Source organism: Lysinibacillus louembei (assembly GCF_033880585.1).
Taxonomy (GTDB): Bacteria; Bacillota; Bacilli; order Bacillales_A; family Planococcaceae; genus Metasolibacillus; species Metasolibacillus louembei.
Genome location: NZ_CP137624.1, coordinates 324228 through 342206 on the forward strand (window position 1 = coordinate 324228; position 17979 = coordinate 342206).

Here is a 17979-nt window from a genome sequence, read left to right on the forward strand (position 1 = left end):
CCACGTTTTCAGGATTTTATTCCACGTTTTTCGAAGTTTATTCCACGTTCGCGTAAATTTCCTTTAATCGCTTCACAATATTTTGTGCATCATGCGTTATTAGTAGTTCCTGCACTTTTTGCTCGTTAATATCTAAGCCATTTAACGCTTGCTCCATCGCCTGCTGTAATGCAGCAGCATCTTTCGGTGGCACAAGCACACCCGCACCATCTGCTAGCATATACTTCAAGCCCCCGACGCTTGATGCAATGACAGGTGTGCCACAGCTCATCGCCTCCAATGCAACTAGTCCCAGCCCTTCAATATAGGATGGCAGCACAAATACATCTGCAGCTTGAAAATAACGTGCTAGCTCCGCTTGTGGCATCGGCTCAATAAAATGAATATGCTCGCTCTTTACTAAGGCTTTCACCTTTGCCGTAAAGCTTGCATCCTTTGTCGAGCCAATGCAATAAAGCGTAGCTGTGCCCTCTTCCAACTGCTGAAACGCTGTAATCAGCTCTGACACTCCTTTTTCTTCAATAATATTGCCAACAAATAAGAAGTTTGTACGCTCACAATCCACACCAAGCTCTTGTTGCATTTGCTGCTTGTCCCCAAGCTTAAATATATTGCGGTCAATGCCCATGCTCATGACAGAAAGGCGTGTAGGCTCAATGCCATAATCTTGCTGTATTGTTTGTGCTAGCTCCTCACCTACTGCAATGACGTGGTCTGCATGCTGCAATATTTTTGTCGTATAGCCTTGAATGCGGGCGCTTTTCTTCGCCATTTTATTAATATCGCCACCGTGTGCTGTCACAACATAGGGCACATTATAGCGTTTTTTTAAATAATAGCTAAACATGCCACTTGGAAAAACGTAATGTGCATGCGTTAGGCTAATATCACGTTTATTTTTACGAAATGTAGCTAGCACATTCAACGCCCATTTCGCATATTTTTTCAGCACATTTTTTTTACCTGTTGCAGGGTTATCATTTACTGCAAGCAATGTTTCAATGCCAGCCTCATTTAATTGCTGCACTTGATTTTTGACGAAAACACCATAAGCTAAATGCTCCTTTGTTGGGTACATATTGCTAATGATTAACGCTTTTTTCATCGCTTTGCACCTGCCTGTAAAAGCTTCAGACCAAGAGCAGATTTTTCCTTGAAGGCATCATTTGTTGCCTTTGCTAGCGCCTGTGCGCCTGACCAATCTTCCTGCAATTGATTGAATAATGTGCTAAAATAATCATCGCGCTCATGCAATGTATCAATTGCTAATGAATAATCACCCAGCCCTGCCATTTGTAAAAAATCATTGACCTTGACATGGTATGATACGCCAATAATCGGTGTTTTCGTATCCGTTGCTAAAATAAGCGAGTGAAGGCGTGTCCCAATTAACACATCAAATGAAGCTGTTAGCTCTAAAATACGCTGCGGCGGACAGTTTTCGTCAATGATTACAGTACGCTCACCATGCTTCATTAGCTTTTGAATATCCTTCGTTACATCGGCATCCTGTGGATATTTCGTTGCGAAAAATGTAATTTCAGCATTCTGCTCTTTAATGACACGGTCTAAGTTTTTTGCCATACCTGCAATGTAATGATGGTATTTTTCCTCATCCCCTGTTGGCCAGTATGATGCATTATAATATGGAACAGCTGTCACACCAATTTTTTTAGGCGCCTCACTATAATGTTCACGCTCTACCTCTAAGCTAAAGGCAGGGTCTCCAATAATATGAACATCGCTCTTTACACCGATAGATGCCAGCAATGATTTTGACTGTGGGTCACGCACTGAAATATTTTGTGCATGCTTTGCCATATAACGAATAAACCATTTGCCAAGCCCTGTATTCAACGGTCCTGCACCACAGCCATAAACAACATATGGCACGCCTGCATTTTTAGCCATCATCGCATAAGAGCCATAAAGAGGTGCCTCACGTTTATATAAATCCATTAAAATACCGCCACCACCAATGACAACAAAATCCAACGTTTTGACGATTTTCGAGTTTTCGCGATATGTTTTAAAAAACGTTTTTGGTGCGTTACCATTTTTATGATAAAGCGGATAGCTTTGCACATTGTAGCGCTGTGCTGTTTGCTTTGGATTATTGCTAAATACAACAATATTTTCAGTGGCTATTTGAAAGGCCTTTTCAAGCTGGCGAATAATGCTTAATAAAATCGCTTCATCCCCATTATTATCATTTCCGTAGTTACCGACAATTCCTATTTTCACGTGTACATTCATCCTTTTTATTTCAATCTATCTACATATCATGACGCTTTTTTCTTCAATTTGTTCTATCGTTTAGTATAGCATAAATGTCGTTTTGAATTGTGTGGAAATTGTGTGTGTGCCTGGCACCTAAAAAAGTGTTGGGAAAACTTTCATTTTCCCAACACTTTTTTATTTGTTCAATGTAAATCGTTGAATCGCCTCGCGTAGTTCCTTCGTTGTTCTTTCTACATCCATAACTGCTTGAGAAACATTAAATAGCTCATTTTGCTGTGATTGTGCAGTTGCACTTACCTCTTCAGCAGATGCTGCTGTTTGCTCAGAAATAGCTGAAATGCTTTGAATCGCCATTGTTGCTTGGTTTTTATGCTCTAGCATATTTTCAAGCTGCTCCTTTAATTTAGCGATAGCAGTCGTAATTGCTAGTGTGAGCTCGCTATTATTTTTAAATGCTTGCTCTGTGCTTTGAACAGATTCATTTTGCATTTCTAACAATTGTGCATTGGAATCAATCACTTCAACAGTTTGTCTTGAGTTTTCTAAAATGCCTGCAACTGTTTGACGAATAATTTCCGTTTCCTTCTTTGATTGCTCTGCTAGATTGCGTACTTCCTCAGCTACGACAGCAAAGCCTTTGCCGTGCTCTCCTGCCCGTGCAGCCTCAATGCTGGCATTCAATGCAAGTAAGTTCGTTTGCTCTGTAATGCCTTGAATCGATGCGATAATATTATTAATATTTGAAATGTCAGCTGCTAAAGCATGCATTTGCTGCTGAATACGCTTGTTCATTTCATTCGTTTTTGTATTATGCTCACGTAAGCTCACTACTTCATTCATACCATTTGAAATAGTCTCTTGCGTTTGCTGTGACAGCTCGTCCATATTATTAGAAATACCTGATAGCGAATCAATTTCATCTGATAAATCCATCATACGATAGTTCGTTTCTTCTGTATCCTCGGATTGCTTCGATGTCCCTTGAGCAATTTCATCAATTGCTGTTGCTACCTCAACACTAGAGGCAGTAATTTCATTAAATGAATTCATCACATGCTCAGTTGCATTATTTAATGTCTGTGTTGAATTTTGCACCGTTTGAATAATTCCACTTGTTTGCTCAATCATATTGTTATAAGCCATCGTCACGGTACCAATTTCATCGTATTTAATATATTTCGGATCGATTGTTTGTGTTAAATCACCAGATGCAGCCGCCTCAATAGATGCTCGTAAATACTTCAATGGACGAAGCTGCTTATAAATATACCAAATGCTAATTAGTGCCATGACCATAATAATCACGATAGCAGAAATAATTGCTATCATTAATATTTGGTTATACTGTTCTAAAACTACAGACTTTGGCAATATTAATTGCACAGCCCATTTTTCATCAATGCCTTCTAATACCATCGGCTTATAAATTGTATAAGCATCATCCTCAAAGTATTCAGAGTATGTGTATAGACTCGCAGTATCACCATTTACAATTTGTTGCTTAATCGTATCCCATACGACATTGCTATACTCCTCGATATTGCCGCCACTGTCTCCAAAGCTATTTGTCACAAGCTCACCAGCATCTGAAATAATTGCTGCATAGCCGCCTTTTGGTGTCTCCGCTACGATTAATTCATTTAAATATTCGATTGAAATATCAGCAGTTAATGCGCCAAATACATTGCCTCTTGCATCAATTAAAGGTACAGCAATCGTTGTCATAGCTATCGTTTGCCCGTTCACTTCATATGGATATGGCTCAACTAATGTCATGCGCTTTTGCTCTTTTGGTATCCAATACCATGCAGAGGCTACTTTATCATCTAAATCGTTTAGCATTGTCGTTGTGATAGATTGGCCTTCGTTTGCTAAATATGGGATAAAGCGCCCTTGTGAATCGACATAGCGCTGCTCTACCGATGAATCTACTTCAAACGCCCCACGCTCCAGCACAGCTCCAGCACCTATAATATCCACGTTATTTTGTAAATTAGAAGTAACCATCTCTAACACATCATCTGTGTAAAGGTCATTATTATTTTTTAAGTTTTCTATCATTGACTTTGTTGTTGCTAACACTGTATTGGTCTTTTTAAAACGTTCACCCATTTTTAACGTAGCTTGCTCTGCTGTAATTAATGTTAAATTTTCAGCATCGCTCGCATTTTGACCTTTAATAATTATTCCTGTGATTAATAAATAAGTAATAAACAATAAAATAAATACACCTATAATTAAAGAAGATAACTTTAATGGAATACTTTGCTTTCTTTTCATTATGTCCCTCCCTAGATTCATTATAAAAATATATATTATTTTGACTATGTGCTCCTTTCAGTTTATCAAATCTGTGAGATATCCCGCAGAAGCTTAACTTGAATCAGCGGGAAGTTTGGCCCTCCCTCTTAATTAAAGTAGTCTTTTGAACACCTAACAGCCCACCTTATCAAAGTGAGGGATTTCCTCTGAATCAAATTAAAATATACTACTATTATACTAAACATAGTAAGGTAAATTAATGGCTTTTTCAATTGGCTATCAATTATTTTTATTTTTGCATGCTTCAATTAAGCAAGAAAGGCTACCCGCAAAGCAGCAATAGCCTGCTTTGCGAGTAACCTTCAATTTTTTATTTTGTTATTGTTCGATATAGGAACAAGCTAAAATGAACGCGTGACACTTCCACGCCTGGCTTAAATGTATTATCCTCATAGCCTGTTGTAATCTTATTCGATGCCAATGTATGCACATAGTCATAAGACCAATGCTGAGGATTTACATCTTTGAATTTTGTTGCTGTTGTCCCTTTTAAATTATAAGCAACAACTAAAATTTTAGCCATTTGCGCACGTGTTAGCTTGGCATTTGGATCGAATGTAGTTTGACCCGTTCCATTCATTATACCGGCATTGACAATTGCTGCAATTTCCTTATAGTAAGGGTGGCTTGTCGCTACATCTTTAAAGCCGGGATTTGATACCGACTTCGTATCTAAGCCTAATGCACGTGTCAATAACACAGCAGCATGTGCACGTGTTAATGCTTGCTCTGGCTTAAATGAGCCATCACCATAGCCGTTAATTAAGCCGTTTTCCACTAAATATTGAATCTCTTTTTTATAGTTATGCTTCACACTAATATCTGTGAACGGTGCTTCTTCATAGTTTGATGAATAAATCGCTTGTAGCTTATCAAAGTATAATGTACCTGCTTTTTGCTTCGCTACAGTTGGCTGTGCAATATAAATCGATTCTAATGAAATTGGCTTCGGTACATCTTTCGGGATGCTTGCCTCAACGTATTTCCAGCCTGTCCATGTTTGGCCATTTTCCTCTGTGAAGTCAATCGTATGCTTACCACCTGCGATGTCACGAATTTGACCGCGTAGCCATGTGCCATTGCCATCACCATATACCCAGACACCAAGCTTGATTGGCTCTGCTGGTAATTGAATTAATGAATTTAAACGTAAATAAGCTGCTGCTGTTCCTTCTTGGTTACCAGTCATATCGTACGTTAATTTCATTGAATAGCTGCCTTGCTTACCGATTGTTTTTGCGTTTTCTAAAGTCGCCTTCGCTGTTGTTAACGCTGTTTCTACACGCCATTCACCAGACTTCTCAAAGTTTGAAATCGCAAATACTTGTTGGTTAAATGATTGTTTTACATCAATTTCTTGCGTCACTGTTTTTGTGCCAAGCTTCGCATTAATCGTTACTTTGCCAAGCTTACCATTCGATTGGAATAAGCCTGTTGGTGAAATTGTGCCATATGCACTATCAACAGACCACTCGATTTGCGATGGAGAATAAATTAAATTCTCATTGTTTTGTCCTGTTGCTGTCGCTTTTAATTGCAAGGATGCGCCAGGATCAATCGTTGTTGCAGGCGCAGAGATTTTTAAGCTTGTTGGTGCATCTAAAACATTAAATGTCATTGTTTGTGTTGCGCCACCATTTGTTACTGTTACACGCTCACTGCCTGCACTCACACCTGTAAAGCTAAGACCATTTACTGAAACATGACCATTTTGTGCTGTCACCGTAAAATTGCTTGCATTCACTGGTAGTGGATTGTAGTGCTCATCTAACACATATTCAGGTGTTAGCTTAACGCTTGCCCCTACTAATAAAGAGCCTACTTGGTCACGTGTTACCTTCATCGTTGCAGCAGTACCAGTTGTGCCAGTGCTAACTGCCTGTAAAATGCCTGATACGCGACGCTGTGAGCCGCCAGATGGAGCGTTTGCTAATACAACTGTGTTGCTACCATATTTACGAATACCCATCGCTGTCGAACCACCACCATCAAGATTAATGGCACGGTCCACCCCTAGCTGTACTAAATAATTGGCAAACTGCGTTAGCGTCATCCCTTTACTAGAGCCTTGGCGCCCATCTACTGTAATTAAATGAACGGTCTTTTTATCTTTACTAATCGCGACCGCTGTACGTGGTGCTATTTCTTTTGCACGCGAGCTATTCGCATCCATCGTTAAATTGACTTTGCCATCCATGACAAGTAATGGACCACTTGCCATCATAAATTGGGCATCCATCCAACGATCATCAATCGTGAAGGATACAGAAATATCATCGCCCACTTTAATGTCTCGGAATTTATCGCCCCATTTTGAACCGTTAAATGATAAAACGAAGCCGTTACGTGGAATTTTTGCCTTCTTTTCATCGCCATAGCCACGAATTGCAGTTACTTTTCCTGTCATTGTTTGACCAAAGCGAGTAGCACCAATTGTATTGCCTGTTTCCACGATAAACTCCATACCTTTACTACCATTTGGCGTTTGTGAGCTATGATGCTGTGGTGTATAAACGACCGCTTGATCTGTACCACGATTAACGTTTAAGCCGCTTACTTTAATATTTTCACCTTTATAGTTTACAACGATATTGCTATTGTAATAAGCGATTTCACCATTGCCATCTGCTGTAATACCGAATGCAATTGGCTGATTTACATAATTTGAGCTTGATGAAGAAATAACACTCGGTGTAATAATCGCATTATTTTGCGATAATAAATAAAGAGGGTACCCGTCCCCCATATTGAAGAAGTTTGAGTTAATCGCACCAACTACGCGATTTCCTTCCTTAGAATTACGATTTGCTTGATCTGTTGTCGTCATTACCGAGTTAATCGGTGATGGTAAACCGACCGTTAATTTTGTATACGGATTTGATAAATCAACTTGCAAATGATTTACTTTTGACTGCGTATATGTATAATTCGAATATTTCACTCCTTGTGACACAGGATAAGAATCATTTGTCGTTTGGAATGCGTATCCGCTCGTTGCTCCCCCTAATACAATTGAAAACATCAACATTGCACTTAGTAGCCCTAAATATATGCGTTTCATTTTTCTGCTTCAATGAAAATCGAAGCACGTCACTTCCTCTCTTTTTATAAGTTTTCTACTCTATTACATTAACAAATTTTTCAATAATATTCTATTACAAACATATGACAGTATGATGACCAACGTTTTGCTTGCATAAAATAAAAGTAGCTGTCCTCAAAGTGATACACTAGGTCACTTTAAGAACAGCCCCTATTGTTATTCTTCGTCCTCGTTTAACTCAAGCATTGGATATAAATGACGGTTGCTTGCGAAAATGGCAAAGATCATAAAGAAGAACATCGTGTACACTTTCAGCTCCCAAATATTATAGAAGAAGCCACAAACACCTGTTGCAAACCATAGCGCAAACATATACTGTCCGAATGCCGCGCTACGCTCCTTCCAGAACATCCAAACCATTAGCAATAGGAAGCCTGCAAATAATAGCACACCAACTGCTCCTGTTTCAGCAATGACTTGAATGTATTGATTATCTGAATAGAAGTTTTTACCACCATAAATATCTGAACGAATATTATATTTCTCATATATTGGTGAATCATAGCTTAATGTTGCGGAACCACCGAACGTACCGAAGCCTGCTCCAGCAATTGGATAGTCCTTCAACACTTCAAAGCCTTTTTTAATATAGAACACACGACCACTTTCGTTCATTAATGCTAAGTTATCTTCATTAATTGTTTCAGCAAAGCGGTTGCTAATCCCACCGCCGATATCATCGGGAGCAACACTATTCTCTACACCAATGCTTTGTAAATATTGCACACCGAAGTTTGTCGGTAAATAAACAACTATAATTGCTAACACAGTTGTGATGACAATGTTTTTCAGCATTTTCCAATTGCGTGCCAGTAACATAAAGAATATAACAAATGTAATAGAAGCAATCCATGCACCACGCGATAATGTCAGTAATAACATACCCGTAAATGCTACCTGCGATAGGAAGAATACATATTTATATTGTCCATCCTTGTAGACAAAGCGTAAAAAGACAGTCGCACAAATCGCAAAGAACATGACTAATGCCAGCGAGTTTGGATTATTTAATAAACCATAAATACGCACAAAATTTGTCGATGACAATACTTTTTGTGTCCATACTTCAGGCATCCATAGCATACGCATTGATAGCTTTTCCACAATTCCTTGGACAAATAGAATAATTCCTGAGAACAAAGTAATCCATGCTAATTTTACAAAGAAGTTGGCTGGTAATTTACTGCGGCTCAATACATAATACAGTAAATACATAATTAAAAATGTGCGCACTTGGAATACGATAGCACCTAAGCTAACACCATTAATATAGCCAATGATGGCACCTAAAATTAAAAATAGGAAAAATGCTATTTCAAACTTCTTAAAATAGAAAAATGCTTTGAAGTTTTTAATATTCACTAGTAGCAACCGAGCAAGTACAACAAATGTAATTAAATCTCCAATTAATTTCATTCCTGGGTTCAATTCAATAAAGAATGACCTAAAAATAACATATGGGATTAAAATAACTAAGCTTTGAAATGGCTTGAAGAAAGCAAATAACGCAAAAAATACTGCTGTACTAATTAATGCAATTTTGGAAGGGATAATCGTCGCTGCAATTAACACGGCAATTGCCAACGCTATTTCAAGCCACTCCTGCTTCCCAATCTTCACTGATACATCTTTCATTATAGATATGAACCCTCTCTTTCATTTTCTTTCCTGATTAATAAAACGTGCCTTCTATGTATATAGTTGCAATAACTAGCGATTATAATATAAGACGTTTTTAAGTATAATATGGTTACATGTCTATTACAACTGCTGATAGTGTTTTTTGAGGGAATTATCCATTACACCTCGGCGTAATTACGTCCAGATTTTTTTCGAACTTGTTCGCAGTAGAAGTTAACCTGGAACCGTCACATCTGCTGGGGCATTTGGGCCAGCATGATGCTCACAAGGTTGTGGCGCATTTAGACTGAATCAGAGAAGACAAAATATAGCATTCCTCTCACCACCTATAGAGGTGGAATTTTCTGCTGAATCAAGATAAAAGGACTGTCCGAAAAGTATAAACTTTCTCAAACAGCCCCATTTTTATAAATGCTCTATTTTTTTAACGTCTACCTTTACTTCAAGCGTATGTGTACCGCCTTGATAAACACCTTCAACAGGGCTGACATCACGGTAATCACGACCAACTGAAAGAATGACATGGTTATCCAAGACCTCTACATTATTTGTTGGATCTAACCCAATCCAGCCAATGCCAGGCACCATAATCTCTACCCATGCATGTGTTGCTGTATCACCAATCAGATCGTCCCCTTCTCCTACATATAAATAGCCACTAATATAGCGTGCAGGAACGCCACATTGACGTAAAAAGCCTAGCATAATATGCGTATAATCCTGACAAACACCTGCCTTTAGCTCAAATGCCTCTTTTGCTGTTGTACTCACGATTGTTGCTGCTGGATCATAGCGAATAACGCTGTGCAAATAGGTCATAACATGACAGGCAAGCTCTAATGGATTGTCATTTTTGCCATCAATCGCTAGCATAATTTCCTGTACTTGTGCAGGTGTTAATGTCGTGAGCTCTGCTGTTGTTAAAAAAGGCAAATAGTGATTTCTAAAAAGCTGTGAAGTAAAAATGTTGCGCATTTCATTTGAATAGTTAATTTGGTAAATATAAGGCGCTTTTTGCACACTCACTGTAGAAGTAGCTGTAATAATAAGCTCCTTATGCGGTCCAGCAATATAAAAGCTGCCAACATTATTTTGCCAAATATCAATATATTCCTTTATCATCGATTGTGGTGACATATTTAAATCGTATGATAAAACGCGTTGACATTCACCAGATCTCGGCTTTAAACGAATTGTATTTAGCGATTGCTCGACTTCACTATCATAGCGAAAAATATTTGTGTGTGTAATCTGGTATTTCATTGGTTTGCTCCCTTTTGCATCGCTCGCTAGTTGACCTCTCATTTGGAAGAACTTCTACTAAGGCAAGTTAAACAACTAAAATAGGTGGTGTTAAATAATAAGCCTGTGCCATGATTGGACCAAAGTTCGTACAGCTTTGGCGAATATTGTTTACCCACTGCTTCTTCTCTTCAATTGTGAGCGTTGTCGCATCTACATTTGTTAAAGCAATTAGCTCGTCTAACGTACGATACATATTTTCTACATTGTGATTTGTTAATCCTTGCTCTATATCATACACTGTATGTTTAATTTTATGTAGTCCATATGCAACAGAGCGTGAGCATTTCGCATCGCTAATTAAAAAATGCAGAATGCTATCTATCGTTAAAACACTCGAACGATATGCATATTCATCTACTGTATTCGTATAACGAAGGCTTAGACGTAGAGCACGGTCCACCTCTAAATGATCCGCAATTTCTAATAAACGATGTAAAATTAGCGCTGTTTTTTCTGAGCGCTCTAGCCATTTACCGATTTTCAAAAATTGATAGCCGACATCTCGCGTCATTAAGGAATCAATCGCTCCTGTTGACGTTAACGCAGTTTTGCGAATATGTGTTAAAAAATCTGTTGTATTTAATACAGAAATTTCATTTGAATATGCGCCATCTTGAATATCTAAATATAGGCTATTCCATTCCTCCCATAGCTCGTTCGGAATGCGATCACGCGTATGCCGTGCATTTGTCCGTATACTGTTAACCGTTGACATAAGCGAGTTTAAGTTGTTAGCATCATATACTAAATAACGCACCATTTCCTCCAATACACCGACCTTATAATGTGTCTCATATTCCTCAATATATCCACAAATCGTTAATACGGCTCGCCACTCTTTTTCATATGCTGCATCTTTATGACTGAGCTCAAGCATTTGCTCCAGTTGTGAAAATAAAATATGCGCATTTGTTTGCGTACGCTCTGCGTAGCGCCCAATCCAATATAATGAATCTGCTACACGACTAAGCATGTGCATTCCCTCCTTTTACAATCCATGTGTCCTTACCACCGCCGCCTTGCGAGGAATTGACAACTAATGAGCCCTCCTTCAAGGCAACACGTGATAAGCCGCCAGGTAATACATATGTTTCATCACCGCTCATCACAAAAACACGTAAATCAACATGACATGGATAAAAGCGGCCTTCTTGAAATGCTGGTACACGTGATAGCTTAATCGTTGGTTGTGCAATATATTGATGCGGTGCTTCGAGAATTTTTTCACGGAAAACCTGGCGTTCCTCCTCTGTAGCATGCGGTCCAATTAGCATATCGTAGCCACCAGATGCTCCTACATTTTTTACTACGAGCTCATCCAAACGCTCTAGTACCCACGCTCTTGTCTCTTCCTCCTCTAATAAATACGTATGCACATTATTAATGATTGGCTCCTCCTGTAAATAAAAGCGAATCATCTCTGGCACGTATTGATACATCGCCTTATCATCTGCCACACCATTGCCTACAGCATTTAAAATGGCGACATTGCCTTTTTTATAAGCATCTAAAAGATTCGCAACACCAAGCATTGAATCCTCTCTAAAATGCACAGGGTCCAAGAAATCATCATCGATACGACGATAAATAATATCTACACGTTTTAAGCCCAAAATCGTTTTTAAATAGACGGTATCATCTTTAACAACAAGGTCACGTCCCTCAACAAGCGGAATATTTAAGCTTTTCGCTAAAAAGACATGGTCATAATAAGCAGAATTATAAATACCTGCTGTCAAGAGCACTGCATGCACCTCTTGATCGATAGGCAAATTTGCCGGGCGATGTGCTAACAAAGCCTTTCGCATATAAACGAGCTGCCCCTCTAGCTGCTCAATTGAGTAATCACCAAAAAATTCAGGATAAATATTGCGCATCACATAGCGATTTTGGTAAACATAGCTCATGCCAGAAGGGTTGCGTAAATTATCTTCCAACACGCAATAATTGCCATGCTCATCACGAATTAAATCAATGCCTGCCAGAAAAATATGATTTTGTAATGGCACTGTCGTACCGATTACTTGTTTATAGTAATATGGATTATTATCAATTAATGCTTTCGGCACAATACCTGCCCTCACAATTTTCTGCTCATGATAAACATCATGCAAAAAAAGATTCAGTGCCTTCACCCGTTGCTTCATGCCTCTTTCAATCATCTTCCATGTTTCCTCAGGTATGATAATTGGTACAAAATCAAAGGGCATCGTGCGCTCTGTACCTCCTTCTGCTCCATAAACCGTAAAGGTGATTCCTTTTCTTAAAAAGCTAGACTGTGCAGCTTGATGCTTATCTTGAAGCTGTTGCATAGAAAACGCTTGCAATTGCTCATAAAATGTTTGATAGTGCACTTTTGGCTTACTTCCCTCTAGCATCTCATCGTAAAACATACTAGAATCATATAATTTCACCATTCAGATCGCCTCCTAATTAAATCAATAAAGTATAGATATATTCCACATTTTCTTAAAAAAACCTCCTAAATATCTAAATTTTCAGACTATTATTTTTGAGGTTACAATATCATTACAAACCTAGTATCTTCTATTCATCTCTTAAAAATACTGTTAAACTATTATAGATTGAAAGGAGGATCTTTTTATGATCAAAAAAATAACAACCTTTGTCATCACCATAATTTTAATGCTTACGGTGGTCATGCCATCTTCATCTTATGCGAACGATATTCAAGGACATCAGATGGTAAATGAGCTGACACATTGGGCAAATTTAGGTGTCATTCTGCCTGATAGTAAAGGTAACTATCAGCCTAATCGCGCTGTAACACGCGGCGAATTTGCTGCCTATATTACACGTGCTTTTAACTTACCTGCATCGGACAAGTATCAATTTTCAGATTTAAAAGTCGGTGATCCTTTAACATTTGAAATTCAAGCAGCTGCGGGCTCAGGTATTTTAGGGGGCTATCCTGACGGAACATTCCGACCGAATGAAAAAATTACGCGCCAGCATATGGCGGCCATGCTTTATAAAGCTTTACGTTATTTAAATGTTCCAGCACAATCTGCGCCATTAACATTTGCGGATAATAAAAAGATTAGTAAACAATTCCATGAAGCTGTCTCTACGTCTGTTTATTACAATATTATTCGTGGCTCTCATGAGAAAAAAGGCGTGTTCTTTAACCCACAAGGCTCTGCAACAATCGCACATGCTGCAGCATTTTTATATCGTACAAACGTTGTCGCACAGCAATATGCGCAACAAGAGCCAGAAAACAATACACCACAGCCTACGCCACCACCTGTGGAAACGAACAACAACTATTATGTAGGTACAGTTTCTGGTATAACGGTAACAAAGCAGCCAACTGTTTATACTACATATGAACAAGCAGAAGCCGCTTACCAATCAACGAACGGTGTTAATGTACTGTTCCAAGGTAATAAAATCATTAAAATGAACTCAGGTATCGCCTCAGCTGCTGATGTTGCAGCAAATACAGTAACGATTTATGGCAATCAGGATTTCACTAATGCCTTAACATATGTTGTTGAAGGCTCTGAGCTAAAATATTACGGTAGCAACAATAAGTATGCGATTGTACAAGCTGGTGATACAAAAGGCTATGCAAAAATGAATGAAATTACGCTAACACCTACTTCCCTTATTAAAGGGCGCGACTATTACTATGTTGCAAACGGCATGCTTTCTCATAAGCTCTATAACCATATTACACAAGCCTTCATTGGCGAATATGTAATGGGCGAGGCGCCAAGCTTTATGGCAGCAGGCGTTCATTATTATGGAACAGATGGTGTACATTTCTACAATGCGAATAATCAGCTTGTAGGCAAGCATTATCAATATTTCCAATTTGCCTCATTACGCCAACCGACAAATTATACAGCAGAAGAGCTTGATTATATGATTCAAAAAATTCTTGAGGAACGTCGCCCAATAGCATCACGCTATGCTAATATTTTAACGGAATCTCGTTTACTCGGATTAGGTCAATTTTTAAAAACAGTAGAACAAGAGCATCATGTCAATGCATTGTTTATTTTAGCAACAGCTATCCATGAAAGTGATTATGGTATAAGTACCAATGCGCTTCAAAAAAATAATATTTTCGGCATCCGCGTTTTCGATGCTAATGAAGCTGCTGGTTCAACTTATGCATCTGCAAATGACAGCATTCTTGCTTTCATTAATCAATATGTCAATAAAAACTATGCACCTCAAGCAGGTGGCTATGCAAAAGGCGCTGTACCTGGCAATAAAACGACAGGGATGAACGTCCATTACGCATCAGATCCATACTGGGGTAGCAAAATTGCAGGCCATATGTATCGTCTAGACAACCGCTTCGGTCGCAAAGACTTTAAGCAAGGTCGCCTAGCTATGGTGCTAAATAATGGCGAGTCAGTAAACGCACGTATGGAACCGTCCACTTCCTCACCAATCGCTTTCATCTACAAAGCGAAAACAACAGGTGAAACAGGCTTATTCGGTTACCCTGTAGCAATTGTAGAAGAAACAATGGGTAGCGATGGCTACATCTGGTACAAAGTGTACTCAGACAACAACCCACCCGCTGACTTTGCTTGGATTCGCTCAGACTTAGTAAAGCCATTACAATAAGTTAAAAACAGGCTGTCGAGAAAAGATATTATCTTTCCCGTCAGCCTGTTTTTTGATTTATTTGTGGGGCTATTGGCGCTCTTCTCTGATTTATTTGCGCTTTCTCTGATTTATTTGCGTTTTTCCCATTTTATTTGCGACTTCGCCAGATATATTTGCGCTTTTCTCATTTTATTTGCGACTTCTCGGATATATTTGCGCTTTTCCCATTTTATTTGCGGCTTCTCAGATATATTTGCGTTTTTCCCATTTTATTTGCGACTTCTCAGATATATTTGCGCTTTTCCCATTTTATTTGCGACTTCTCGGATATATTTGCGCTTTTCCCATTTTATTTGCGACTTCTCGGATATATTTGTGCTTTTCCCATTTTATTTGCGACTTCTCAGATATATTTGCGCTTTTCTCATTTTATTTGCGACTTCTCGGATATATTTGCGCTTTTCCCATTTTATTTGCGACTTCTCGGATATATTTGCGCTTTTCTCATTTTATTTGCGACTTCTCAGATATATTTGCGCTTTTCCCATTTTATTTGCGATTTCTCTGATATATTTGCGTTTTTCCCATTTTACTTGCAGCTTCTCTGATATATTTGCGCTTTTCTCATTTTATTTGCGACTTCGCCAGATATATTTTCGACTTGCTCAATTTATTGACGTTGCGCCTTCTCAAAAAAAGAAAAGACTACTAGAAATCTAGTAGCCTCTCCGTTTATTTACTATAGTACTCTACAATTCCATCGTAGATTGCTTGAGCGAAAATTTCTGCGTATTTGTCGCTTGTTAGCTTGTTGCGGTCTTCTTCATTTGATAGGAAGCCTAGCTCTACTAATATAGCAGGCACAACAAGACCTTTTACTACATAGTAATCGACACGTTTTACACCACGATTATTCATATTTGCTTGCTTAACAATTTGACTATTGATTGCTGTCGCTAAAGCGAAGTCTTCTTTTTCATTATCATTCGATGTTACACTGTAGTATGTTTCTGTACCTTTAGCAGATGAACTAGCAGAGTTTACATGGATGCTGACGAAGATTTCTCCATAGTTATTTTTCGTGAAATCTACGCGATCCTGTAATGATGGATACGTATCGCCTGTGCGTGTCATTTTTACGATAGCACCACTTGCCTCAAGCTTTTTCTTCACTAAGTTTGATACTTTCAGTGTGATTTCTTTTTCTTGCGCTGCTTTACCGTGTGTTGTGCCAGGATCTTTACCACCATGCCCTGGATCAATCACGATAATGCGACCAGCTATTTTGGAGCCTGTTTGATTAATAAGACGTAAGTAAGTTTTATGCACATAGCCTGTTACACCATTATGTGTAACATTTGCCCAGTTGCCTGAGATGGAATGCACTTCTACAAGTGTCCCACGATTCATTTTCCCTAATGAAGCAGAAGAGCCTGATGCCGATTGACGAATATGCAAGCCATCCACTGTTACGCTACCAATCGTTTTCGTATTCAATGTTGGTGGCGTCTCGGGTTGTATAGGCTGTTCTGGTTCCGGCTCCGGTTCTACAACTACTGGTGGTTGTTCTTCTCCCGAACCATTATCAGAGCCTTCTTGCCCACCGTTGTTATCCTTTGGTGGCTCCACAACAATATCCTTTGTTTGTGAAATACGGACATAGCCTGGAATACCATTTTGCTCTGTTAAATACCAGTTGCCTGTCGTTCCATATACTTTAATTGTTGCGTCATCTGTGAATTTTGCCATTGATTGACTATTCACATCACGCGTTTTATAAAGAGCGACTTCCCCAACTGCCTTCACTTCTTTGTTTACTTTACTTAATGCTTGACCATCTGCTGCTATAAGCTGCGCATAATCTTTATAAACATAAGCATAGCGCCCCTCATAGGCAACTTTAAGCCATCCATTTGCACTCACTTCATACAAATAAAGCGTTGTACCTGTGTTTACTTTACCTAAAACATTTGAATTGTTTGCTGAGCTAGCAGAAGAACGTATATTTAAATTATCTGTCGTTGCACGTACTTGTCCAATTGCATCTTCAGCACTTGGCATCGTAACTCCTTTGACAGGTAAATCTAAACGATATTTTTCGTTTTTAGCACGAGCAATAAATGAGGCGAACTGTGAACGCTTCACAACCTCTGTTGCATTATACTTTGTACCTGTTGTATCACCTTTTGTGATTCCACTATAATAAATTGCTGCAATATATTTATAATAAGCATGTGTTGGCTTAATATCTGTAAATGGCACTGTTAGCTTGCCAAATTCCTCTGCATCTAATTTGAAAGCACTAACAAGTACTTTACTCATTTCATCACGTGTTAGTGGTACGTTTGGGCCAAACTTCCCTTGAGAGTATGCTGAGAAGTAGCCTAATTCGATGGCACGCTCAACATAGCCAGATAGCTCCGTTCCTACTTGAACGTCAGAAAAAGATGATTTTTGAACAACTAGCGGCTTATTTCCTGTAGCCTCTACCACCATTTTCGCAACTTGTCCACGCGTTACTGGTGCGTTTGGCTTAAAGATAGTTTTGCCATTCTCCGTGTATCCTTTAATTACCCCTAAGTCTACTAAGTAATTAATTTCTTCATACGATCCATGTGAAGTAGAAACATCGGCGAATCGCGCATTGGCATATACATTATGTATATTAAACATTGACATTATAACGACAATTAACATCAGGCTGACTTTTTTGAAAGACAATGCCTCTTTTCCTCCCTTCTACTTTACCAAGTTTAATTGTAACAAAAATTTTCCTT

Annotated in this window: 10 protein-coding genes; 1 reads left to right on the forward strand and 9 read right to left on the reverse strand. The window is 38.7% G+C overall.

What is annotated here, in order from left to right; translation table 11 throughout:
• Positions 1-37 precede the first annotated feature (37 nt).
• The 8 genes from R6U77_RS01720 to R6U77_RS01755 form a co-directional block, all read right to left on the reverse strand.
• Entirely contained in the window at positions 38-1105 is a 1068-nt protein-coding gene (locus R6U77_RS01720; protein ID WP_319837179.1) for a glycosyltransferase, read from the reverse strand.
• Positions 1102-2244, reverse strand: a complete 1143-nt coding sequence (locus tag R6U77_RS01725; protein WP_293926930.1) for a polysaccharide pyruvyl transferase family protein — start codon at positions 2242-2244, stop codon at positions 1102-1104. Before R6U77_RS01725 ends, R6U77_RS01720 begins: the two co-directional genes overlap by 4 nt.
• Positions 2245-2415: 171 nt before the next feature.
• Positions 2416-4521: a methyl-accepting chemotaxis protein gene (locus R6U77_RS01730; RefSeq protein WP_319837180.1), complete on the reverse strand. Its 2106-nt coding sequence runs from the start codon at positions 4519-4521 to the stop codon at positions 2416-2418.
• A gap of 352 nt (positions 4522-4873) precedes the next feature.
• Complete coding sequence (locus tag R6U77_RS01735; RefSeq protein WP_319837181.1) at positions 4874-7624, reverse strand: S-layer homology domain-containing protein; 2751 nt, start codon at positions 7622-7624, stop codon at positions 4874-4876.
• 198 nt (positions 7625-7822) lie between these two features.
• Positions 7823-9301, reverse strand: a complete 1479-nt coding sequence (locus R6U77_RS01740) for an O-antigen ligase family protein (protein ID WP_319837182.1) — start codon at positions 9299-9301, stop codon at positions 7823-7825.
• Positions 9302-9712: 411 nt separating this feature from the next.
• Positions 9713-10612, reverse strand: coding sequence for a transglutaminase family protein (locus tag R6U77_RS01745; protein ID WP_319837183.1), 900 nt, complete (start codon positions 10610-10612; stop codon positions 9713-9715).
• A 25-nt stretch (positions 10613-10637) separates the two neighbouring features.
• Positions 10638-11585, reverse strand: coding sequence for an alpha-E domain-containing protein (locus R6U77_RS01750; RefSeq protein ID WP_319837184.1), 948 nt, complete (start codon positions 11583-11585; stop codon positions 10638-10640).
• Positions 11578-13029, reverse strand: a complete 1452-nt coding sequence (locus R6U77_RS01755) for a circularly permuted type 2 ATP-grasp protein (RefSeq protein ID WP_319837185.1) — start codon at positions 13027-13029, stop codon at positions 11578-11580. Before R6U77_RS01755 ends, R6U77_RS01750 begins: the two co-directional genes overlap by 8 nt.
• 187 nt (positions 13030-13216) lie before the next feature.
• Here R6U77_RS01755 and R6U77_RS01760 point away from each other — a divergent pair, with 187 nt between their 5' ends.
• Complete coding sequence (locus R6U77_RS01760) at positions 13217-15220, forward strand: S-layer homology domain-containing protein (protein ID WP_319837186.1); 2004 nt, start codon at positions 13217-13219, stop codon at positions 15218-15220.
• A 714-nt stretch (positions 15221-15934) separates the two neighbouring features.
• Here the strand turns inward: R6U77_RS01760 and R6U77_RS01765 are convergent.
• Positions 15935-17923, reverse strand: coding sequence for an N-acetylmuramoyl-L-alanine amidase (locus R6U77_RS01765; protein ID WP_319837187.1), 1989 nt, complete (start codon positions 17921-17923; stop codon positions 15935-15937).
• Positions 17924-17979 lie beyond the last annotated feature (56 nt).